The 21,725-nt window shown below is 67.7% G+C and carries 17 protein-coding genes; 4 read left to right on the top strand and 13 right to left on the bottom strand.

All coding sequences use genetic code 11. From position 1 onward, the window contains the following. Nucleotides 1-29 precede the first annotated feature (29 nt). The 3 genes from AC6H0R_RS02835 to AC6H0R_RS02825 are packed head-to-tail and all read left to right on the top strand — an operon-like array spanning nucleotide 30 to nucleotide 4,869. Nucleotides 30-2,777 carry a nitrate reductase gene (locus AC6H0R_RS02835; protein ID WP_497579820.1) on the top strand — a complete coding sequence of 916 codons (2,748 nt, stop codon included), beginning with the start codon at nucleotides 30-32 and terminating at the stop codon, nucleotides 2,775-2,777. 1 nt (nucleotide 2,778) lies between these two features. After that, nucleotides 2,779-3,972 (top strand): methyl-accepting chemotaxis protein, encoded by a 1,194-nt coding sequence (locus AC6H0R_RS02830; RefSeq protein ID WP_497579819.1) that lies wholly within the window; start codon nucleotides 2,779-2,781, stop codon nucleotides 3,970-3,972. Between the two features lie 9 nt (nucleotides 3,973-3,981). Beyond that, nucleotides 3,982-4,869 (top strand): nitrate- and nitrite sensing domain-containing protein, encoded by an 888-nt coding sequence (locus AC6H0R_RS02825; RefSeq protein ID WP_497579818.1) that lies wholly within the window; start codon nucleotides 3,982-3,984, stop codon nucleotides 4,867-4,869. 19 nt (nucleotides 4,870-4,888) lie between these two features. Here AC6H0R_RS02825 and AC6H0R_RS02820 read toward each other — a convergent pair whose 3' ends face one another. The 5 genes from AC6H0R_RS02820 to AC6H0R_RS02800 all read right to left on the bottom strand — a co-directional run bounded on the left by AC6H0R_RS02820 (nucleotide 4,889) and on the right by AC6H0R_RS02800 (nucleotide 10,785). Further along, a complete protein-coding gene (locus tag AC6H0R_RS02820; protein ID WP_497579817.1) occupies nucleotides 4,889-5,839 on the bottom strand; it encodes an aldo/keto reductase in 951 nt (316 codons plus the stop codon). 89 nt (nucleotides 5,840-5,928) lie between these two features. After that, nucleotides 5,929-6,342, bottom strand: a complete 414-nt coding sequence (locus AC6H0R_RS02815; RefSeq protein ID WP_497579816.1) for a DUF2784 domain-containing protein — start codon at nucleotides 6,340-6,342, stop codon at nucleotides 5,929-5,931. Nucleotides 6,343-6,544: 202 nt separating this feature from the next. Next, nucleotides 6,545-8,299, bottom strand: coding sequence for an ABC transporter ATP-binding protein (locus AC6H0R_RS02810; protein WP_497579815.1), 1,755 nt, complete (start codon nucleotides 8,297-8,299; stop codon nucleotides 6,545-6,547). Between the two features lie 13 nt (nucleotides 8,300-8,312). Next, nucleotides 8,313-9,329 (bottom strand): ABC transporter permease, encoded by a 1,017-nt coding sequence (locus AC6H0R_RS02805; RefSeq protein ID WP_497579814.1) that lies wholly within the window; start codon nucleotides 9,327-9,329, stop codon nucleotides 8,313-8,315. A gap of 55 nt (nucleotides 9,330-9,384) precedes the next feature. Further along, nucleotides 9,385-10,785, bottom strand: a complete 1,401-nt coding sequence (locus AC6H0R_RS02800; protein WP_497579813.1) for a CmpA/NrtA family ABC transporter substrate-binding protein — start codon at nucleotides 10,783-10,785, stop codon at nucleotides 9,385-9,387. Between the two features lie 520 nt (nucleotides 10,786-11,305). Here AC6H0R_RS02800 and AC6H0R_RS02795 point away from each other — a divergent pair. Continuing rightward, a complete protein-coding gene (locus tag AC6H0R_RS02795) occupies nucleotides 11,306-11,791 on the top strand; it encodes a hypothetical protein (protein WP_497579812.1) in 486 nt (161 codons plus the stop codon). 91 nt (nucleotides 11,792-11,882) lie between these two features. Here the strand turns inward: AC6H0R_RS02795 and AC6H0R_RS02790 are convergent, their stop codons facing one another. The 8 genes from AC6H0R_RS02790 to AC6H0R_RS02755 form a co-directional block, all read right to left on the bottom strand. Next, nucleotides 11,883-13,589 carry a bifunctional protein-serine/threonine kinase/phosphatase gene (locus AC6H0R_RS02790; protein ID WP_497579811.1) on the bottom strand — a complete coding sequence of 569 codons (1,707 nt, stop codon included), beginning with the start codon at nucleotides 13,587-13,589 and terminating at the stop codon, nucleotides 11,883-11,885. Beyond that, nucleotides 13,589-14,803, bottom strand: coding sequence for a nitrate/nitrite transporter (locus AC6H0R_RS02785; protein ID WP_497579810.1), 1,215 nt, complete (start codon nucleotides 14,801-14,803; stop codon nucleotides 13,589-13,591). Before AC6H0R_RS02785 ends, AC6H0R_RS02790 begins: the two co-directional genes overlap by 1 nt. Nucleotides 14,804-14,886: 83 nt before the next feature. After that, nucleotides 14,887-15,222 (bottom strand): nitrite reductase small subunit NirD, encoded by a 336-nt coding sequence (gene nirD, locus AC6H0R_RS02780; RefSeq protein ID WP_497579809.1) that lies wholly within the window; start codon nucleotides 15,220-15,222, stop codon nucleotides 14,887-14,889. Nucleotides 15,223-15,276: 54 nt separating this feature from the next. Next, entirely contained in the window at nucleotides 15,277-17,733 is a 2,457-nt protein-coding gene (gene nirB / locus AC6H0R_RS02775; protein ID WP_497579808.1) for a nitrite reductase large subunit NirB, read from the bottom strand. Nucleotides 17,734-18,057: 324 nt separating this feature from the next. Further along, nucleotides 18,058-18,690, bottom strand: a complete 633-nt coding sequence (locus AC6H0R_RS02770; RefSeq protein ID WP_497579807.1) for an ABC-type transport auxiliary lipoprotein family protein — start codon at nucleotides 18,688-18,690, stop codon at nucleotides 18,058-18,060. Then, nucleotides 18,687-19,586 (bottom strand): MlaD family protein, encoded by a 900-nt coding sequence (locus tag AC6H0R_RS02765; RefSeq protein ID WP_497579806.1) that lies wholly within the window; start codon nucleotides 19,584-19,586, stop codon nucleotides 18,687-18,689. Before AC6H0R_RS02765 ends, AC6H0R_RS02770 begins: the two co-directional genes overlap by 4 nt. Next, nucleotides 19,587-20,369 carry an ABC transporter ATP-binding protein gene (locus tag AC6H0R_RS02760; RefSeq protein WP_497579805.1) on the bottom strand — a complete coding sequence of 261 codons (783 nt, stop codon included), beginning with the start codon at nucleotides 20,367-20,369 and terminating at the stop codon, nucleotides 19,587-19,589. It abuts the gene before it with no gap. Then, complete coding sequence (locus AC6H0R_RS02755) at nucleotides 20,366-21,508, bottom strand: MlaE family ABC transporter permease (protein ID WP_497579804.1); 1,143 nt, start codon at nucleotides 21,506-21,508, stop codon at nucleotides 20,366-20,368. The genes AC6H0R_RS02760 and AC6H0R_RS02755 overlap by 4 nt, the downstream gene beginning before the upstream one ends. Between the last annotated feature and the right edge of the window lie 217 nt (nucleotides 21,509-21,725).

Genomic DNA, 21,725 nt, shown 5'->3' with positions numbered 1-21,725 from the left:
CGACCATGGACAGAGCGGAGATCCACTTCATGAAGCCCGACACCGGTACGCGCGAGACGCGCTCCACCTGCTGCTACTGCGGCACCGGCTGCGGCGTGCTGATCGAGCACAGCGGTGGCGTCATCACCGGCGTGCGCGGCGACCCGGACCACCCGGCCAATTTCGGGCGGCTGTGCACCAAGGGCGCCACGCTGCACCTCACCTCCGGCACCGCCGGACGCGCGCTGCACCCGGAACTGCGCACTTCGCGCGATGCACCGCGCCTGCGCACCAGCTGGGATATCGCGCTCGACACGGCGGCTGACCGTTTCGCCGACATCATCCGCGAGCACGGCCCGGACGCCGTGGCCTTCTACATCTCCGGTCAGTTGCTGACCGAGGACTACTACGTCTTCAACAAGCTCGCGCGCGGCCTGGTCGGCACCAACAACATCGATTCCAACTCGCGCCTGTGCATGTCCAGCGCGGTGGCCGGCTACAAGCACACGCTGGGCGCCGACAGCGTGCCGACGAGCTACGAGGATCTGGCGCTGGCCGACCATCTGCTGATCGCCGGCTCGAACACCGCCTGGGCGCACCCCATCGTGTTCCGTCGCATCGAAGACGCCAAGCGCGCCAACCCCGAACTCTTCATCACCGTGGTCGACCCGCGCCGCACCGAGACCGCCGAGTTTGCCGACCTGCATCTGCAGATCGCACCCGGCACCGACTTGCTGCTGTACAACGCGATGCTGCACGTATTGCTCTGGGACGACCTGATCGACCGCGATTTCATCCGCAACCACACCAGCGGCTTTGACGATCTGCGCTCGCAGCTGGCCGAATATTCGCCCGGCAACGTCGCCGCCACCTGTGGTGTGGAGGCCGCGCAGATCGTCGAAGCCGCGCGCCGCTTCGGCAAGTCCAAAGCGGCCCTGTCGATGTGGTGTCAGGGGCTCAACCAGTCGCATCACGGGGTGGCCAACAACGCCGCGCTGATCCACCTGCACCTGGCCACCGGCCACATCGGCCGCCCCGGCGCCGGCCCGTTCTCGCTGACCGGCCAGCCCAACGCCATGGGCGGGCGCGAAGTCGGCGCGCTGGCCTCCATCCTGCCAGCCCACCGCGACCCGAAGAACCCCGAAGACCGGGCCGAGGTCGCCCGTCTGTGGGGCGTCGATTCGCTGCCCGAAAGTCCGGGGCTGGCGGCCGTCGGGCTGTTTGACGCGCTGCACGAGGGCAAGGTCAAGGCGGTGTACATCGCCTGCACCAACCCCGCGCAGTCGCTGCCGGACCTCACCCGCGTGCGCGCCGCGCTGGAAAAGGCCGAGTTCGTGGTGCTGCAGGAAGCCTATGCCGACACCGAGACCTGCGAGTTCGCCGACCTGCTGCTGCCGGCCGCTGGCTGGGGCGAGAAATCGGGCACGGTGACCAACTCGGAGCGCCGTGTCACGCGCGTGCGTCCGGCCATCGAAGCGCCGGCCGAAGCGCGTCCGGACTGGGCCATCACGGCCGATTTTGCGCGCCGTCTCGCAAAGCGGCTGGACAAGCCCGAAGCCTTGTTCGACTTCGCCTCCGAAGCCGAAATCTTTGCCGAGCACGTCTCGCTTACCGCCGGGCGCGATTGCGACATGAGCGGCCTGAGCCACGCGCTGCTGGAGCAGCAGGGCCCGCAGCAATGGCCCTTCCTGCCCGGCGCAACGGGCGGTACCGCCCGCCTGTTCGAAGACGGCGTGTTCCCGACCGCCGATGGTCGTGCGCGCTTTGCGCCGGTCGGTTTCCCGGTCAAGCATTCACCCACGCCCGAGGCGGCCAGCGCACGTCGTCCCTTCATGCTCACCACCGGGCGCTTGCGCGACCAGTGGCACGGCATGAGCCGCAGCGGCAAGGTGCCGCAGCTGTGGGGCCACACGCCGCGTGCCGCGATTGCGGTGAACCCGGTTGACCTGGTGCGCCGCAACCTCACGGCCGGCGAGCTGGTGCGCATCACCGGCGAGCGCGGCGAGATCGTGCTGCCGCTGGACGCCGACGAAGGCGTGGCGCCCGGTCAGGCCTGGATTCCGATGCACTGGGGCGCGTCCACGCTGGCCCAGGCCGGCCCCAATGTGCTGACCTCTCCGGCGGTGGACCCGGTGTCCGGCCAGCCCGCGCTCAAGCAGGCGGCGGTCGGCATCCTGCCGGCCAAGCTCGAATGGCGTGCGGCCTGGGCCGCCGTGGCGCGCGACCAGAATGAGGCCGTGGCGTGGATGGGCGCGGTGCGCCCGCATCTGGCGCAGTTCGGCTACGCCGCGCTGACGCTGACCGGGCGCGAGCGTCCGGTGGTGGTGCTGCGCGTGGCCAACGGCTGGGCGCTGCCCGAGGCTTTGCTGGCGCCGCTCGACAGTGCCTTCGGCTGCGCCGAGGCCGACCCGGTGGTGCGCCTGTCGGACCGCAAGCGCGGCATCGACAAGCGCGCCCGCATCGAAGGCGAGCGTCTGCTGGCGCTGCGTTTGGCGGGTGAGACCGTGGCCTTCGACTGGCTGGTCGACGCCATGGTCGGCAGCGTCGATATCGGGCCGCTGCGGCCGTGGCTGTTCGCCCCGGTGGCCACGCCGCCGCAGGGCACGGCCAGTGTCGGGCGCACGGTGTGCAACTGTTTCGGTGTGTCCGAGAGCGCGATCCGCGAGGCCGTTGCCGGTGGCGCCGACGTCGAGGGGCTGCAGGCCCGACTCAAATGCGGCACGTCCTGCGGCTCCTGCCTGCCCGAACTGCGGCGCCTCGTGCGCGCCGGTGAATCCCGCACGACTTCAAGGAACTGACATGGACGACTCGACGGTGGTTGAAAGCAGTTCCCTGCGCGCAGCACCGGCCCGGCGTTCCTTGCTGCGCTGGGCCTGCATGACCTGGGGGGCGGCGGGGCTGGGCCTGGGGCTGGCCTTTGCGGCCGGCGACTGGGCCTTGCGCAGCGTCGCGCTGGTGCTGGCGTTCAGTGCTGCGACTTGCGGCTGGCGGGTGGTGGGCGCCGTGCGCGGGCGGCTGCAGGAGCTCGAAGTCTTCGCCAACGAGCTGTCCGAGGGAAAGATCACCTCGCGGCTGCCGACGGCTGCCGCGGATGAGTTCACCTCGCTGTTTGAGTGCTTCAACCGCGCCGCGCGCAAGCTCGCGACGATGCTGACCGAGTTGGGCCGGGCCACGGCCGAGTTGCGCAGCGTGTCCGGCGAAGCGGCCTCCAATGCCGCGGCGGGGGAGCAGGGCGTGTCCGCGCAGCGCGACATCACCGTCTCGTCGGCCGCCACGCTGGAACAACTCATCACCAGCTTGAGCCAGACGCGTGACGGTGCGGCCGAAGCGGCCGAGTCGGCCGGGGTGTCCGCCGCCGAAGCCGCGCGCGGCACCGACATGGTCGACGGCGTGGCTTCGGCCATGCAGGCGCTGGCCGTGGATGTGCGCGGTGCCGCCAGCGCTGCCGCGACGCTGACCGAGCGCTCACGCGAGATCGACGGCATCGTCGCCACCATTGCCGACATTGCCGGGCGCACCAATCTGCTGGCGCTCAACGCCGCCATCGAGGCCGCACGGGCTGGCGAATCGGGCCGCGGCTTTGCCGTGGTCGCCGACGAAGTGCGCCAGCTTGCCGAGCGCACCACCGAGGCCACGCGCAGCATTTCCGACCTGATCGGCTCTGTGCATGGCGATGTGGCGGTGCTTGGCGGCGCCGTGCGCTCGGCCGACGAGAAGGCCCGTCTCAGCGCTACAGCCGCCGCCGAGGCCTCGGCCGCACTGGCCTCGATCCGCGCTGCAGCCGAAGGCGCCTTGCTGCACATGAACGACATTGCTGCGGCCAGCCGCGAACAGAGCACGGCCGGTGAGCGCATCGGTGGCGACATCGAACGCGTTGCCCGTCTGGCCGATGAGAACGCCCAGCGTCTGGCCGAGAGCAGCGAGCTGGCGACCTACCTGAAGCATCTGGTGGGGCGACTCGAAGAACACCTTCAGCACTATCGCTACGAGTAGGAGCGGATCATGGAAACGGGAATCCTGGGGCTGGCTGTCCTCGTCGTACTCGCCATCGCCATGCCCTTGTGGCTGATGCTGGCGCGCGGGCTGTCGTGGCGCCCGGAGCGCGCGCGCCGCTCACTCGCCGCCTCCGCTGAAATCGTGGTGCTGTTGCAGAACGTCCAGCAGCACCGCGGCATGAGCGGTGCGTGGCTGGCCGGCGACAAGAGCTTCGGCGCGAAACTGCCGCAAAAGCAGGCCGTCATCGAACGCATGTTCGAGTCGCTGGAAGCCGTGGCGCGCGTTGAATCGGGCGAGGCCTATCCGTGCTTCCGCATCGCCGATGCGCGCGCCCTGCACGGCCAGTGGCAAACCCTGACGGGGGGGCTGTCGGCCAGCACGCCGGAGATGAGCTTCCAGGATCACTGCCAGATCGTCGCGAAACTGCTCGACTGGTTGCGTACGCTGGGCGAGGCGCGCATCGACCAGCCCGGCGGCAATGCCCCTACCGGCCCGGCGGTACGCAATTTCTCGTTCTGCCTGCCCACGCTGGCCGAGTGCCTCGGCCAGGCGCGCGCGCTCTCCAGTGCGGCAGCGGCGCGCGGACAGGTCGCGCCGGTGGCGCGCGTGCGCCTGGTGTTCCTGCTGTCACGGGCCGAATCGCTGCTTGCTGCCGCTGCGCGCGGTGCCGCGGCTGCGGAACAGGATCAGGCTGCGCAGGCCGTCCAGGGGTTCGTCCATACGCTGCGCGAACGTCTGCTCGGCGCAGCCGGTGTGCGCATTCCGGCCGCCGAATGCTTCGCCTTGGCGACGCAGGCCGTGGACGCCGTATTTGCCTGGCAGGACCTGGAGCGCCGGCGCATTGCCGTTGCGCTTGGCGTGCGTGCCGGGGGCGAGGCCGCGGCTGCGGCCTGAGGGGCGCAGCGCCGGCCGGTCAGGCCATCCGTGCGAAGTCCTCGACCATGCGCCGGCGCAGTGCCGCGTCGGGCAAGGGGCCGTTCAGCGCGCCCATGTTCTCGCGCATGTGTTCCGGATTGGACGTGGCCGGGATCGCGCAGGTCACGGCCGGGTGAGAGATCACGAATTTCAGGAAGATCTGCGCCCAGTTCTCGCAGCCGAGCTCGCTCACCCAGCCCGGTAGCGCCTTGCCCCGCACGCGGCTGAACAGAGCGCCGCCGTCGAAGGGGCGGTTGATGATTACCGCGCAGCCGCGCTCGGCGGCGGCGGGCAGCAGGCGTTGCTCGGCTTCGCGGTGGGCGAGGTTGTAGGTGAATTGCACGAAATCCAGCTGTTCGCGCTTCATGAGGGTTTCGAATTCGTCATGCCGCCGGCCGTGCGAGGTGGTGATGCCGATGTGGCGCACCGCGCCTTCGTCCTTCATGCGTTGGAGGGTGGGCAGGTGGGCCTCCCGGTCCAGCAGGTTGTGCACTTGCATCAGGTCGAAGCGTTTCAGCCCCCACAGTTGCAGTGAGCGCGCCATCTGGCGCTCGCCCATGCTCTGGCCCGGCGTCCACACCTTGGTGGCGGAGTAGAGCGCGTCCGCTCCCGGAGTCTGCGGCAGCAGTTCGCCCAGCACGGCCTCGGCGCGGCCGTACATCGGCGAAGAATCGATCAGCCGCCCGCCGGCGGCGAAGAACTCGCGCAGCACCTGCCAGCGCTCGGTGAGCGCGTTGCCGGCACGAAAGCTCGGCTCGATGTCGAAGGTGATCCAGGTGCCCATGCCGATGGCCGGCAGGCGCTCGCCGGTGGAGGGCACGGCGCGCAGGAGAAGGTCGCTGGCGCGGGCGGCGGGCAGGTGCGAGCCCAGGGCGCCGAGTGCCGCGAGGGAGAGGAAGCGCCGGCGCCCGGCAAGTGACGGCGGGGAGTTCGGTTTGCGCTCGGACATCGGGTCGGCTCCAGTGGGGACGCAGGTGTGACCGTGCGCGCCGCGCGGTGTTCGGCGCTTCGAACGGAAGTCTCGCCGAGGCGCGTCTGTCAGGGTTCGCGCTGTGTCTTGCGCCGTGGCGGGAAGAGCCACCACGCTGCCGCGACGAACAGGCCGAACAGCGTATAGATCGTCGTGAATACCCAGGGCTCGGCCTGGTAGAACAGGATCCGGTCGAGCCAGTACTGGATGAAGGCGCCGTCGTAGGCTGCCTGCCCGGCGCGTTCGCGCAGCCACGCTTCGAGCACGGTCAGCGGGCATGCCTGACCGAGCCAGGACTGGGCTACGACGATGCCGATCGCGACGGCGTGTGCCACGCGAAACCACATCGCGTTGATGGCGCGCCGGCCGAGCAGGTTGCCGCCGACGATGGCGACAAAGCCGAACACCACAAAAACCACTACGCCGACATGCAGCGCAAGCACCGCATCGGCAAGGACTTGGTAGAGGCGTGACGCATCCATCTGCGACTCCTGACGTGCGAACCCTTGCAATGAAGTCTAGCGTGCCGGGTCGGGCCAGGTCGCCACCTCGCCGCCTGGTTTTTTGCGAGTACGCGGGTACCTGAGGCGGTGGGCCGGACGGCGTTCGGTCGGGTCCGGGGCCTCGCACAAGCAAACGGCCGTGCATGTGCACGGCCGTTTGCTTGGCTGCTACAGGGCTCGCTCAGTGCGTGTGGTCGCACTCCTCCAGGAAGCCCAGCAGTTGCTCGCGCAGCCGGTAGTAGTCCGGGTGTTCGAGCAGCTGCTTGCGGGTGCGCGGGCGCGGCAGGTCGACTTCGAGGATCTTGCCGACGGTGGCATTCGGGCCGTTGGTCATCATGATCACGCGGTCGGCCAGCAGGATGGCTTCGTCGACGTCGTGGGTGACGACGATGGCCGTGAGCTGGGTGCGCGCCCACACGTCCATCAGCACTTCCTGCAGGTCCCAGCGGGTCAGCGAGTCGAGCATGCCGAAGGGTTCGTCGAGCAGCAGCAGCTTCGGCGAAAGCGCGAAGGCGCGGGCGATGCCGACGCGCTGCTTCATGCCGTTGGACAGCTCGGCGGCCTTCTTGTGCATGGAATCGGCCAGCCCGACGCGATCCAGGAAGTGGCCGATGATGTCGTTGCGTTCCTGCTTGGTGGCGTGCGGGTAGACCTGCTCCACGCCGAGCGCGACGTTCTCGTAGGCCGTCAGCCAGGGCACCAGACTCGGCGCCTGGAAGACGATGCCGCGGTCCGGGCCGGCGGCGGCCACTTCACGGCCGTCGAGCACGATCACGCCTTCGCTGATCTCGTTCAGCCCCGCCACCATCGACAGCACGGTGGATTTCCCGCAGCCCGAGTGGCCGATGATGGAGATGAACTCGCCACGGCGGATCTTCAGATCGAAGTCTTCGACGACCTTCACCGGGCCTTTCTTGGTCGGATACACCTTGGAAATCTTGGAGAAGTCGACGTAGCGGCTCAGGTCGGCCGCCGGGCGTTCGGGTGCCGCGGCGGCATAGGCCTTGAGGCCGGCTTCGTACTCGCGGCTGGTGTTGGGCAGCACCGAAGGCAGGGCGATGACCTGCGCGCTACCGGCCGCGGCGCGGGCTTCTCCGGCACGCATCAGGTATTGCGTGACGTCCTTGCGGATGCGCTTGAAGCCTTCGTCGTGGTTCATCGCGCGGCGGTCGCGCGGGCGCGGCAGGTCGACGATGAACTCGGGGCCGAAGGTGGCGCCGGGGCCGGGGTTCAGCGGGATGATGCGGTCGGCCATGATGATGCCTTCGTCCACATCGTTGGTGATGAGCACGACGGTCTTCTTGTCCTTGTTCCAGATCTCGATGATCTCGTCCTGCAGGTTGGCGCGGGTCAGCGCGTCCAGCGCGGAGAGCGGTTCATCGAGCAGCATCACTTCCGGGCTGCCGGCGAGCGCGCGGGCCACCGACACCCGTTGGCGCATGCCGCCGGACAGTTCGGCCGGGCGTTTTTCCAGCGCGCTGCCGAGGTTGACCATGTCGACGTACTTCTCGACACGCGCCTTGCGCTCGGCGGCGGGCTGGTCGGCAAAGATCTGGTCGACGGCCAGCGCCACGTTCTGGCGTACCGTCATCCACGGCATCAGCGAATAGCTCTGGAACACCACGCCGCGTTCCGGACCGGGGCCCTTAACAGGCTGGCCGCGGTACAGCACCTCGCCGCCGTCCGGCGCGATGAGGCCGGCGATGAGCGAGATCAGCGTGGTCTTGCCGCTGCCGGAGAAGCCGACGATGGCGACGAATTCACCTTCGCGAATCGACAGGTTGATGTCCTTGAGCACCGAGGTGGCGGATGCGCCGCTGCCGTAGGACTTGGATACGCCGCGCAGTTCGAGCAGGGCCTGGGCCGGCACCGGCGCGGCGACCGGCGTGTCGTCGGCAGGCATTTCGACAGCGGGTTTGAGGGCGGGTTGAGCCATGACGGTTTCCTCCTCAGGCGTTGTCGTTGCCGAAGCTGACGAGCTGCTGCAGCGTGGCCATGACACGGTCGAGCAGGAAGCCGACGATGCCGATGGTGAATACCGCCACCATGATGCGGCTCAGCGAACTCGACGAACCGTTCTGGAACTCGTCCCACACGAACTTCCCGAGGCCGGGGTTCTGCGCCAGCATCTCGGCCGCGATCAGCACCATCCAGCCCACCCCGAGCGACAGGCGCAGGCCGGTGAAGATCAGCTTGAGCGAGGACGGCAGCACGATCTTCACGACCTTGGTGTACCAGTGCAGGCGCAGCACCTTGGAGACGTTGATCAGATCCTTGTCGATGGACGCTACGCCCACCGCGGTGTTGATCAGCGTCGGCCACAGCGAGCACAGCGTGACGGTGATGGCCGAGATGATGAAGCTGCGCTGGAACATCGGGTCGGACGACACATATACCGCGCTGACCACCAGCGTGACGATGGGCAGCCAGGCCAGCGGCGAAACCGGGCGGAAGATCTGGATCAGCGGGTTGATGGCGGTCTGGAAGGTGCGCGACAGGCCACACAGGATGCCCAGCGGCACGGCGATGAAGGTCGCCAGCGCGAAGCCGGTGAACACCGTGTACAGGCTGGTCATGATCTGGTCGAAGTAGGTCGGCTTGCCGGTCCAGGGGCGCACCGAGACTTCGGCGTTCGGGTTCTCGGCCAGGATGGTCGCGTTGCGTGCTTCCTGGCGTTCGATGAAGGCGGCTTCACGGGCACGCTCGTTGTTGTGCTCGGTGACCAGGTTCTGCGCTTCGACAAAAACCTCGGCCGGGCCGGGAATGGCACCCAGACTGGTCTGCACGCCCGAGGCGAGCACGCCCCACAACGCGAGGAACAGCGAGAAGGCGATGATCGGCACGCCGATCTGCATCAGGATTTCGCGTAGTTGCGTGCGCGGGTCCTCGCCGGCGGCGAGGCGGAAGAAGGGGACAAACCAGGTCAGGCCCAGTTTTCCAAAAACATTTGCCGTTTGATTCAGCATGTTGATGCTCCTGCGGATGCATTGACCGGGGCGCGGGGGCGCCCCGGCCTCACGGTTACTTGGCCTTCTCTTTGCCTTTCAGGCCGATCTTGAACTGGTCGATGTAGGCGTTCGGTTTCTGCCCGTCGAAGGCCACACCGTCGATGAAGCTGGTATGGGCGACCGGGCGGAAGCCGGTTTCCTTGGCGAAGTCGGGGAAGTCCGTGGCGGCCATCTTGCCGTCGGCGATCAGGGCCTTGGCGGCGGTCTGATAGACGTCCGGACGAAACACCTTCTTGGCCATGTCGAGGTACCAGCTGTCCGGCTTCTGCTCGGAGATCTGGCCCCAGCGGCGCATCTGCGTCAGATACCAGACGGCGTCCGAGTAGTACGGGTAGGTGGCGTTGTAGCGGAAGAACACGTTGTAGTCCGGAGCCGGGCGCTTGTCGCCTTTCTCGAACTCGAAGATGCCGGTCATGCTGTTGGCGATGACTTCGTAGTCCGCGCCGACGTAGTGCGAGGCCGAAATCATCTTGGCGGCTTCCTTGCGGTTCTTGTTGTTCTCGTCATCCAGCCACTTGCCGGCGCGAATCAGCGCCTTGACCACCGCGACGTGGGTCTTGGGGTTGTCGTCGGCCCACTTGCCCGTCACGCCGAAGACCTTCTCGACGATGTTGTTGCGGATCTCGTAGTCGGTGATCACCGGCACGCCGATGCCACGGAACACGGCCTGCTGGTTCCACGGTTCGCCGACCATGTAGCCGTTGATGGTGCCGGCGTCCAGCGTGGCCGGCATCTGCGGCGGCGGGGTCACCGACAGCAGCACCTCGGCACTGATCTGGCCGGTCGTGTCGCCGCGATCGGGTGCATAGAAGCCGGGGTGGATGCCGCCGGCGGCGAGCCAGTAGCGCAGCTCGTAGTTGTGCGTGGACACCGGGAAGACCATGCCCATCTTGAAGGGCGTGCCCTTGTCGCGGAACGCCTTGACCACCGGCTTGAGCGCGTCGGCCTTGATCGGGTGCACCGGCTTGCCGTCTTTCATCGGCACGTTGGGCTTCATCTGCTTCCAGACGTCGTTGGAGACCGTCATGGCGTTGCCGTTGAGGTCCATCGAAAAAGCCGTGACGATGTGCGCCTCGGTGCCGAAGCCGATGGTCGCGCCCAGCGGCTGGCCGGCCAGCATGTGCGCCCCGTCCAGCTCACCCGAGATCACGCGGTCGAGCAGCACCTTCCAGTTGGCCTGCGCTTCCAGCGTCACGAACAGGCCTTCGTCCTCGAAGTAGCCTTTCTCGTAGGCCACGGCCAGAGGCACCATGTCGGTGAGCTTGATGAAGCCGAACTTCAGGTCGGGCTTCTCGACGTCGGCCGCGGTGGCCGTGCTGCCGAGCGTGTGCAGGGCCAGGCCGATTGCTGCGACCGAGGCCAGCGCGAAACGCGTCAGCCGGGTGGGCAGGGACTTCGTTCTTGCGTGCTTCATCGTCGTACTCCTTATTGAAAGAATCCTGTGACCGGAAACGGCAACGGCGCCCATGGCGAATCCACTGGATCCGTCATGGGCGCCGTTGCCCGGTTGCAACCCGTCATTGGGCTGCGTCAAATTTTCCGAGAGGGAGCTGACTCCCCCTGGCCATCACGCCACGCACCCTTCATCGGGTTACGGCGCGTAGTGGTCTCGATTCCTGTAGTGCAAGCTCCGTGCCAGATCCGTCAGATTCAGCCAACTGCAAGATTCGCAAGATAAAATCCTGACGCGCGAGACCGGGCCGATGCTCATGGCAAGCGATCTGCACCATGCCGGACCGCTGCGCGCACCATAGGCACGCACTTGGTGCGCCGCAGCATATGTGGCCCTGGCGGGCAGGGCGGACTCCTGCCATCCGGCCGTCCGGGGGCGCTCTGCCGCGCACATGCGGGAATCCGAGCCTTGCCCGAGCGCAGATGCGGGCGCACCATGTGCAAAACACAAAAAAATATGACGCTCGGAGGGGGACATGCCGATGGAGCCGACAACCGTTTTTGCCAAGACTGATCTCGGCCACGAAGAGATCGACACGCGCGTGCGGCGCATCCCGTCGCGTATGCGGACCATGCTGATCATGGTCGACGGGCGCAGATCGGTCGGCGAACTGCTGCTCAACCACCCGACCCCCGACGAGGCCCAGGGCTATCTCGAGAGCCTGCTCGAGGGCGGTTTCATCTCGATGCGCGAAGCGCCTTCATCCCCCGCGCCGGCTGCAGCGCCAGCGGCCGCAGCCCCTGCTGCGAACGGCCCGAACCTGAGCGAGGCCAAGCAGGCCATCACCGGCATGCTGATCGAGTTTCTCGGTCCGGAAGCCGACTACATCGCGATGCGGGTCGAGAAAATCTCCAGCCGCGATGCACTGCTCGCCGAAGTCGACAAGCTCTCCACCATGCTGGTGCAGTCGGTCGGCAGCACCGCCGCCAGCCGCTTCCGCGACAAGGTCTTGCCGTTGCTGGGTTGATCAGGACGGTGTTTGTCGTCAAACGCCTGTCGCGTCCTCGTGGCGTTCCGTGATCGACAGGGCCGCAGGCGGCAGGGGTGCGTAAGCCCGCTCAGCGCGCCAGCAGCAGATACAGCAGGATCACATTGACCACCCCCGACAGCACCGCGAACAGGCGGATGCCGAAGCTCGGGTCGCGTTTCATCAACGGGCTGCTGCGCGGCACGGCGAGCGGGCGGTGGGCGCCCATCTCCAGGGCGTGGAGCAATTCCTCGGCGGTTTCGAAGCGGTCGCTGCGGTCGCGGGCGACCGCCTTGAGGATCACCGATTCGAGCCACTGCGGGATGTCGGGGCGATAGCGCGTGGGCGGCACGGGGTCGCCGAAGCGCGGTTTCTGGAAGGGCTCGATTTCGCCGTAGGGGTAGTGGCGGGTGAGCAGTTCGTAGAGCGTGACGCCGGCGGCGTAGAGGTCGCTCTGCACGCCGGCACTCTCTCCGGCATACAGTTCCGGCGCCATGTAGCTGGGCGTGCCGGGGTTGTTGATCTCGCCGAAAGCCTGGGTTTCGGTCTGGCCGTCGGATGCGGCCACGCCCAGATCGAGGATGCGCAGCTTGCCGTCGCTGGCCAGGTGCAGGTTGTCGGGCTTGATGTCGCGATGGACGATGGCCAGCCGGTGCAGCGTCGCCAACCCCTTGGCGATCTCGATGCCCAGGTCGGCTACCTCGGCGGCGCTGAAGTGTCGCCCGGTGCGCAGGTGGGCCTTCAGGCTGGCGCCTTCGTGCCAGTTCATCAGGTAATACAGGTGGGCGGCCTCGGGGTGCGGAACGACCTGCGGGAAGCGGCCGTCGAGCACGCGGCTGGCGAGCCATTCCTCGTGCGCCAGCGCGGCGGTGAACTCCGGGGCGTCGGCCTCGGGACGCAGGGTTTTGAGCACGCGCTCCTGGCCCAGCGCGTCACGCACGCGGTACAGCAGCGTGGCGCGTGATTCGTGCATGACTTCCTCTACCGTCAGACCGTCGAGTGTCTGACCCGGCTTGAGCACCGGCGGCAGCGGGCGGGCCTGCAGGCGGGCGATGACGTCGAGCAGGCCGTCGGCCGGCAGTTGCGCAATGCGCAGCACCAGCGCGGTGGCGTTGTCGTGGCCACCATCGCCGATGGCGGCGTCGGTGAGCAGACGGGCCATCTTCTCGGGTGACTCGCCGCGCGCCAGCATGTCGCGGATGCGTGCTTCACCAAGCGGTTCCCACACGCCGTCGCTGAGTAGCGCGAAGACGTCGCCTTCCTCCAGTTCCCCGTCCGACAGGTCGACGGCCACGTGCTGGTCGAGCCCGATGGCGCGCGACAGCACGTTGTTGAGTTCCGGGTGTTCCCACACGTGGTCTGAGGTCAGGCGTTCGAGCTGCCCCGCGCGCAGGCGCAGGATGCGCGAATCGCCGACGTGGGCGATGGTGTAGCGCCGCCCGCGCAGCACGATGGCCGACAGCGTGGTGGCCATGCCGGCGGTTTCGCGTGCTTTCTGGGTGTGGGAATACAGCCAGCGGTTGAGCGCGCCGATGACCGTGTTCAGGCCTTTTGCAGCGCTCCAGGTATCCGGCGTGGCGTAGTAGTCGGTGAGCAGGCCGCGCACCGTGTATTCGGAGGCCTCGCGTCCATTGGCGTGGCCACCCACGCCGTCGGCCACCGCGGCCAGCACGCCCTTGGCGTCCAGTTCGGCGCCTTCGGGCGTGGCCGCGCCGCAGAAGTCCTCGTTGCGTTCGCGCGGGCCACGCAGCGAGGCGTGACCGACTTCGACGACGAGGGCTGCTGCGGCAGTCGGCATCAGATCTTGGCGGACGTGAGCTTCGGCGAACCCCAGGTCGTGCGCCAGCGGTTCTTTACGCCGGTCAGGCCGACCAGCGCCAGCACCGCCAGTGCGGCGAAGATCATGAAGCCGGTCTGGTAGCTGCCGGTGATCTCACGCGAATAGCCCAGGCTGGAAGCGAGGTAGAAGCCGCCGATGCCTCCGGCCATGCCGACCAGGCCGGTCATCACGCCGATCTCGCGGCGAAAGCGCTGCGGCACGAGCTGGAACACTGCGCCGTTGCCCATGCCGAGCGCCAGCATGGCGACGACGAAGGCGCCCAGCGCCAGCCAGGCCGAGGGCAGGCCGACGCTGACCAGTGCGAGGAAGATGGCGGCGATGACGTACATCATGGAGAGCGATTTTACGCCGCCGACGCGGTCCGCCACATTGCCTCCGATCGGGCGCACCAGCGAGCCGGCGAACACGCAGGCGGCGGTGAAGTAGCCGGCGGTCCGGGCGTCCAGACCGTACTGGGTGTTGAAGTAGATCACCAGTGACGAGGCCAGGCCGACGAAGCCGCCGAAGGTCACCGAGTAGAAGAACATGAACCACCAGGCGTCGCGGTCCTTGAGCACCTTCAGGTATTCGCCGAGCGACTTGGGCGGCGGGGCGTCGGGCGCGTCCTTGGCGACGAAGACGAAGAACACCAGCACCAGCACCAGCGGGATCAGTGCCAGGCCGAAAACGTTCTGCCAGCCGTAGGCGATCGCCAGCCCGGGTGCGAGCAGCGCGGCAAAGGCGGTGCCGGAGTTGCCGGCGCCGGCAATGCCCATGGCCGTGCCCTGATGCTCGGGCGGATACCAGCGCGAGGCCAGCGGCAGCGCCGAGGCAAAGGCCGCGCCGGCCACGCCGAGGAAAATGCCGAGGATCAGCGTTTGCTCATAGCTGTGAATGCCGAAGAACCACGCGCAGGCCAGCGCCGCGATGACGATGACCTGACCGATGATGGCGGCCTTCTTGGGCGACAGGCGGTCGACCAGCAGGCCCATGACGAAGCGCAGCAGTGCGCCGGCGAGCACCGGGGTGGCGACCATCAGACCCTTCTGCGAGTGGGTCAGACCCAGATCGGTGGCGATGCTGACGGCCAGCGGGCCGAGCAGCACCCACACCATGAAGGCGAGGTCGAAGTAAAGAAATGCGGCGATCAGGGTAGGCGTGTGGCCAGCCTGCAGGAATGATTTGCGGTCCATCGGTTTCTCGCTTGCGCGCACGGGCACCCTGCGGACAGGCTGTCCGTGCGGAGACAAAAGGGGGAGCGGGGGAGTGACGTCGCTCAGTAGCGGATCATGACCTGGCCGTCTTCGACACGTACCTCGAAGGGCTTGGTGCAGCCGACGTCGGGTTCGAGCGCCTGGCCGTCCTCGAAGCGGATCTTCCAGTTGTGCAGCGGGCAGGTGACGCTGCGCCCGTGCACGATGCCGGCCGACAGCGGGCCGCCCTTGTGCGGGCACTTGTCGTGCAGCGCGAAGACTTCGTCTTCGGCGTTGCGGAAGATGGCGATGGCGCCGTGCGGCGTGTTGTCGAGCGTGCGTGCGCCCAGCGGCGGGATGTCGGTCAGCGCACAGACACGGCGCCACGTGAGGTCGGTTTCGGGGATCGGCATGTTCATCATCTTTCCTGTTGCGATGTTCGGTACGGGCGGGGGCTGGCCCCGCCCCGAGGTTCAGGCGTCGAGCGGCTCGAACTGTTCGCGCAGCTTCGGCTGCGACGACTGTTCGGCCCACGGGTCCGGCGCGTCGCGCAGCGTGTAGAGCAGGCGCTCGTACAGCGCGCGGCGGTTGTCGGCGTCATCGAGCACGAATTTCTTGACGTGCTCCATGCCGACGCGCTCGACGTAGTGGCAGGTGCGCTCCAGGTAGTAGCCCTCTTCGCGGTAGAGCTGCAGGAAGGCGCCGCCGTACTCCATGACTTCCTCATCGGTCGAAACCTTGCACAGGAACTGCGCGACTTCGGTCTTGATGCCGCCGTTGCCGGCCACGTACAGCTCGTAGCCGGAATCGACGCCGATCACGCCGACGTCCTTGATGCCCGATTCGGCGCAGTTGCGCGGGCAGCCCGACACCGCCAGCTTGACCTTGTGCGGGCTCCACATGCCGAACAGCATCTTCTCGAGCTTGATGCCCATGTCCATCGAGCGCTGCGTACCGAAGCGGCAATGTTCGGCGCCGACGCAGGTTTTCACGGTGCGCAGGCTCTTGCCGTAGGCGTGGCCGGAGACCATGCCGGCTTCGCCCAGGTCGTGCCAGATCAGCGGCAGGTCGGCCTTCTTGGCGCCGAGCAGGTCGATACGCGCGCCGCCGGTGACCTTGACGGTGGGGATCTCGTATTTCTCGGCAACGTTGGCGATGGCGCGCAGCTCGTCCGGCGTGGTGACGCCACCCCACATGCGCGGCACCACCGAATACGTGCCGTCCTTCTGGATGTTGGCGTGGGCGCGCTCGTTGACGAAGCGGCTCTGCGGGTCGTCCTGTGCCTCGTGCGGCCAGCTCGAGATCAGGTAGTAGTTCAGTGCCGGACGGCAGGTTGCGCAGCCGTTGGGCGTTTTCCATTCGAGCGCGCGCATGACTTCCGGAATGGAGAGGAACTTGTGCTCGATGATGGCGCGGCGCACCTCGCCGTGGTTGTGGTCGGTGCAGGCACAGATCGGCTTGGAGTGCTTGTCGGTGACCTGGAAGGCGCCGCCCACGGTCGAGGCCAGCAGCTGCTCGACCAGCCCCGTGCAGGATCCGCAGGAGCTCGAAGCCTTGGTGTGTTTCCTGACCTCGTCGAGCGTGAACAGGCCTTTTTCCTTGATGGCCTTGACGATGGTGCCCTTGCACACGCCGTTGCAGCCACACACCTCGGCGGTGTCGGCCATGCTGGCGGCCAGGTTCTGACCCTGGTGGCCGGCGTCGCCCAGATGCGACTGCGAGAAGCTCTGGCCGAACATCAGGTGGTCACGCATCTCGGCAATGTTCTTGCCCTCGCGCAGCAGCTGGAAGTACCAGGCGCCGTCGGCGGTGTCGCCGACCATCACGGCGCCGGCGAGCTTGTCGTCCTTGAGCACGATCTTCTTGTACACGCCGCCTGCGCGGTCGTGCAGCACGATCTCGTCAAAGCCCTCGCCACCGGTGAAGTCGCCGGCTGAGAACACATCGACGCCGGTGACCTTGAGCTTGGTGGAGGTCACCGAGCCCTCGTAGCGGCCGATGCCGAAGCCGGCCAGGTGGTTGGCACAGACCTTGGCCTGTTCGAACAGCGGCGCGACCAGACCGTAGCTGGTGCCGCGGTGGCTGACGCATTCGCCGATGGCGTAGATGCGCGGGTCGGTGACGGTCTGCATGGTGTCGCCGACCACGATGCCGCGGTTGCAGTACAGGTGTGCCGATTCGGCCAGTTCGGTGTTGGGGCGGATGCCGGCGGCCATCACCACCAGATCGGCCGGCACGCTGACGTCGCTCTTGAGCCTGAGCGATTCCACCCGGCCGTCCGGGCCGGCTTCGAGCGATGCGGTCTGCGCGCCGAGTTCGAACTTCAGGCCTTTGGCTTCGAGCGAGGCCTGCAGCAGGTCGGCCGCCGGCTTGTCGAGCTGGCGCTCCATGATCCAGTCGGCCAGGTGCACCACGGTCACGTCCATGCCGCGCAGCGCGAGGCCGTTGGCCGCTTCCAGGCCGAGCAGGCCGGCGCCGATGACGGCGGCGTGGCGGTGGCTGCGGGCGGCGCTGATCATGGTCTCGGTGTCGGCGATGTCGCGGTAGGCGATCACGCCCGGCAGGGTCGAGCCCGGCACCGGCAGGATGAAGGGCTTGGAGCCGGTGGCCAGTAGCAGGCGGTCGTAGTGGGCCTCGGTGCCGTCGTCGGCGCGCACGATGCGGCGCACGCGGTCGATCTCGACGATCTTGCGACCCGTGTGCAGGGTGATGCCGTTGTCGGCATACCAGGCCAGGTCGTTGAGCATGATGTCAGGCAGGCCCATCTCGCCGGCGAGTACCGGCGAGAGCAGGATGCGGTTGTAATTGCCGTGCGGTTCGGCGCCGAAGACGGTGATTTCGTATTGGTCGGGCGCGTACTTGAGCAGTTCTTCCAGGGTCTTCACCCCGGCCATGCCGTTGCCGACCATTACCAGTTTCTGTTTGCGCATGATTCCCTCTCGCAACAATCCATCCGGCCTGTGCCGGAAAAATGGGTCGATGTCGTCAGGGATCGGCGCTGATCCGCGATCCGCCTTGGCGGATCGGCGGGGTCGGCCGTCTTTGGTCGGCCCGCCTGGAGTGACTCGTGATTCGATGAAGTCCGTTGGCAGCGATGCGTGACGGACCTTCCTGTCACTCAGGAAAGCAAACGCTGTGCCAATCCGGGAAGGTCAGCTTGACGCGGGAATGAGGGGGGCGGAAGTGGCATGCCTTGCGTGCATGCACTGCGCTGGTGCGTGATGGGGCGCTCATGCACCAGCGCGGTTCGGGATTCAGTGGCGGCGCGGTTCCACGGTGCCGGCCGTGTCGGCCGCCCAGGCGGCAAGCGCCCTGGTGACCTCATCGGCGGCCTGGCCCAGTGCATTCACCACTGCGGGTAATGGCGCTTCGCTGGCCCGTACGCGGGACTCGAAACTGCGGCTGGCCACCACCCGGCGCGAGCCGGCGTGCACCAGGTGGGCGTCGATGCGCACCACCGCATCCGGCGCGCCGCTGCGGTACTCGCTGTGGAAGGCGCGCAGATCGGTGTCGATCTCGAACTCCGCGCGCAGGCTGTGTTCATCGGTGCTGACGGTGTCGAAACGGCCTGCCGCGCGCAGCGCATCGGCCAGACGCTCGCGCACCATTGCCGGCACGGTGTCCGCCCAGGCCGCGTCGGCATAGACGCTGACGCGCAGGTCATCGGGCACGACGACGATGCGTCGTCCCGACAACTGGTTGCCGGTGGCCGGGCGCAGCACGCGCACTGCGCCGATGGGTTTGCGTTGGGGCGGCGCGGAGGCGTCGGGCGCAAGGAGCGATGTGGGCAGGCGGTAGATGTCCACCGGGCGGCTCTCCGGCAGGATCGAGCAGGCCGACAGCAGGGTGGCGCACAGCAGCGCCGAGAGGATCAGGGGCTTTCTCATGGTTTGAACTCCCGGGAGGGCTGGCGCCCGATCAGATAGTCGCGTGGGTTCTCTTCGAGTTCGCGCGTGATGGCGCGCAGCGAGGCCATGGTGCCGCGCAGCTCCGACATGGCAGGGCCGACATCGGCCAGACCACGCAGGCCGGTGTCGAGGTTGCCGCGGTTGTCGGACACCACGGCTTCAATGCTGCCCATGGTGCGTTCGAGAGCAGCCACTGACTTGCGTGCGTCGGCCAGTGCCCCGCGCAGCTCCACGTCGACGAGCTGGTCGGTGGTCTGCAGCAGGCTGCTGGTGGCGTCGATGGCGGCGGACAGATCGTCGCGGCGTTCGGCCAGCACACTGGTGAACTCCTGCAGATTGTGCAGCGTGGCGTCGAGTCGCTCCACGTTCTCCTGGGAGAACAGTTCGGTGACGCGGATCAGCACCTGGTTGACGTTGGTCATGACGTCTTCGCCGTCGGCCATCAGGCGGCTCATCGGTGAGGGTTGGGCAACGATCACGGGGATGTTGTCGTCTTCCGGCAGCAGCAGCGTGCTGGTCGGATCGTCGCCGCTGCTGAAGCGGATGAACGACAGGCCGGTGATGCCGGCCGGCACCAGCAGCGCGCGCGTGTCGCTGCGCACCGGCGCATCGCGCTCGACGCGCACACGCGCCAGCACGCGGCGCGGGTCGTCGGGGTCGAGTCGCAGACTGGCGACGTCGCCGACGCGGATGCCGTTGAACTCCACCGTGCTGCCGCGCGACAGGCCGGTGACGGCTTCCTGGAAGACGATGTCGTATTGCGCGTACTGCCGGTCGGTGCCGCTGGTGCCGAGCCACAGCACGAACAGCAGCGCGGCGCCAAGGCCGAGCACGGTGAACAGTCCGATCAGGATGTGATGGGCACGGGTTTCCATTCAGGAGCCCTCCAGAGTGGATGCGGCGGCCGCGCGTCCGCGCGGGCCGAGGAAGTAATCGCGGATCCAGGCGTCGTCGCAGGCTGCGACGGTGGCCAGATCAGCGTTGATGAGTACGCGTCGTTGTGACAGCACGGCAACGCGGTCGGTGATGGCGTAGAGCGTGTCCAGGTCGTGGGTGACGAGGAACACCGTGAGTCCCAGCGCGTCGCGCAGCGTGCGGATCAGGCGGTCGAAGGCCGCCGCGCCGATGGGGTCCAGCCCGGCGGTGGGCTCGTCGAGGAACAGGATGTCGGGGTCCAGCGCCAGCGCACGCGCCAGCGCCGCGCGTTTGACCATGCCGCCGGACAGGTCCGACGGGTACTTGGCGCCGGCTTCCGGCGGCAGCCCGGCCAGCGCGATCTTGAGCCGTGCGAGCGGTGCTGCCTCGCTGCGCGGCAGGCCGGCGTGCTCGATCAGCGGCAGCATCACGTTCTCGGCCACCGTCAGTGACGAGAACAGCGCGCCCTGCTGGAACAGCACGCCAAAACGGCGCTCGATGCGACTGCGTTGCTCGTCCGACAGGGTGGTGAGGTCGGCGCCGAGCACGTGGATGCGACCGGAGGTGGGGCGGTTCAGGCCGACGATGGTACGCAGCAGCACCGACTTGCCGGTGCCCGAGCCGCCCACCACGCCGAGGATTTCGCCGCGCCGCACGTCCAGATCCAGCCCTTCGTGCACCGTTTGCGGGCCGAAACGGTTGCTCAGGTCACGCACCTCGATGACGTTGTCCGGCGCGCTCACCAGCCCATCTCCATGCAGAACAGGGCGGCGATGGCGTCCACCACGATCACCGCGAACAGCGACTGCACCACGGCCGAAGTGGTGTGCTCGCCCACCGACTGCGCGCTGCCGGCGGCCTTGAAGCCTTCGTGGCAGCCGATCAGCGCGATCAGGAAGGCGAATACCGGCGCCTTGGCGAGCCCGATCAGGAAGTGGCGCAAGCCGATGTTGTTCTCGACCGTGGCGAGGAACATCGCCGGGCTCAGGTCGAGCGTGACGGCGCATACCAGCATGCCGCCGACCAGCCCGGAGGCCATCGCCACCACGGTCAGGATGGGCAGCGCCACCAGCAGCGCCAGCACGCGTGGCAAAACCAGCAATTCGACCGGCGACAGACCCAGCACGCGGATGGCATCGACCTCCTCGTTGGCGCGCATCGAGCCGATTTGTGCGGCGAAGGCGCTGGCGGTGCGGCCGGCGACCAGAATCGCTGCCAGCAGCACGCCGAATTCGCGCAGGAAGGAATACGCCACGAGATCAATGGTGTAGACGCTGGCACCGAAGTTGGCGAGCACCGTCGCGCCCAGAAAGGCCACGACGGCGCCGACCAGGAAGGTCAGCAGCGCGACGATGGGTACGGCGTCCAGGCCGGTGCGTTCCAGATGCACGAGAAACGCGGTGACACGCCAGCGCGCAGGTTTGAACAGCGTGCGGGCGAGGGTTTCCAGCGTCAGCCCGAGCAGGCCGCAGACGCCGACCATGTGGTCGCGAAACGCCAGTGTCGTGCGGCCGATGTGGGCCAGCACGTCGCCGGGGGTGTAGCGGGCCGGAAGCGGGGTGTCTGCTCCGGCGCGTTCGCGCGCTTCGCGGACGGTGCGCAGCAAGGCCTGACGTTCTGCGGGCAGTGCGGCCAGCGCCGCGGCCAGCTGCTCCGGCCCGAGGAGCTCGCACAGCAGGCTGGCACCGGCGGTGTCCAGGGCGCTCAGCGCCGAGGCGTCGATGGCCGCAGCGCTTGCCGAGCGCTCGCGCAGCGTCGCGACGACAGCATTGAGCGCGCGGTAGTGCGGCAAGGTCCACGCACCGCTCACGCGTAGCGTGACGCCGTCGGCCGAGGCCACGATGTCGCACGCGCCGGGGGGGTCAGCTGCAGCGTGGCTCATCGTGCGCAGCGGCAAAGGGGGCGGGCATGCGGAGCGTCTCGTCTATGCATTCGTGTTGGAGGGTCTGTGCGACCGTGGGATGCGTGCAATGTCCGTATCCAATCATCAAGTTCCTGCAGGCGCAACCGTAGCGCCCGGTTGGGCGGTCAGGTAATCCCTCCGTGGTTCGGGGATAATGCCAGGGAGTTCCGACGCAGGCTCCCCGGAGCTGGCGTCC

It is taken from the genome of Pseudazoarcus sp. NS36 (genome assembly GCF_059703705.1).
This window is presented reverse-complemented; position numbering and strand designations above follow the sequence as displayed.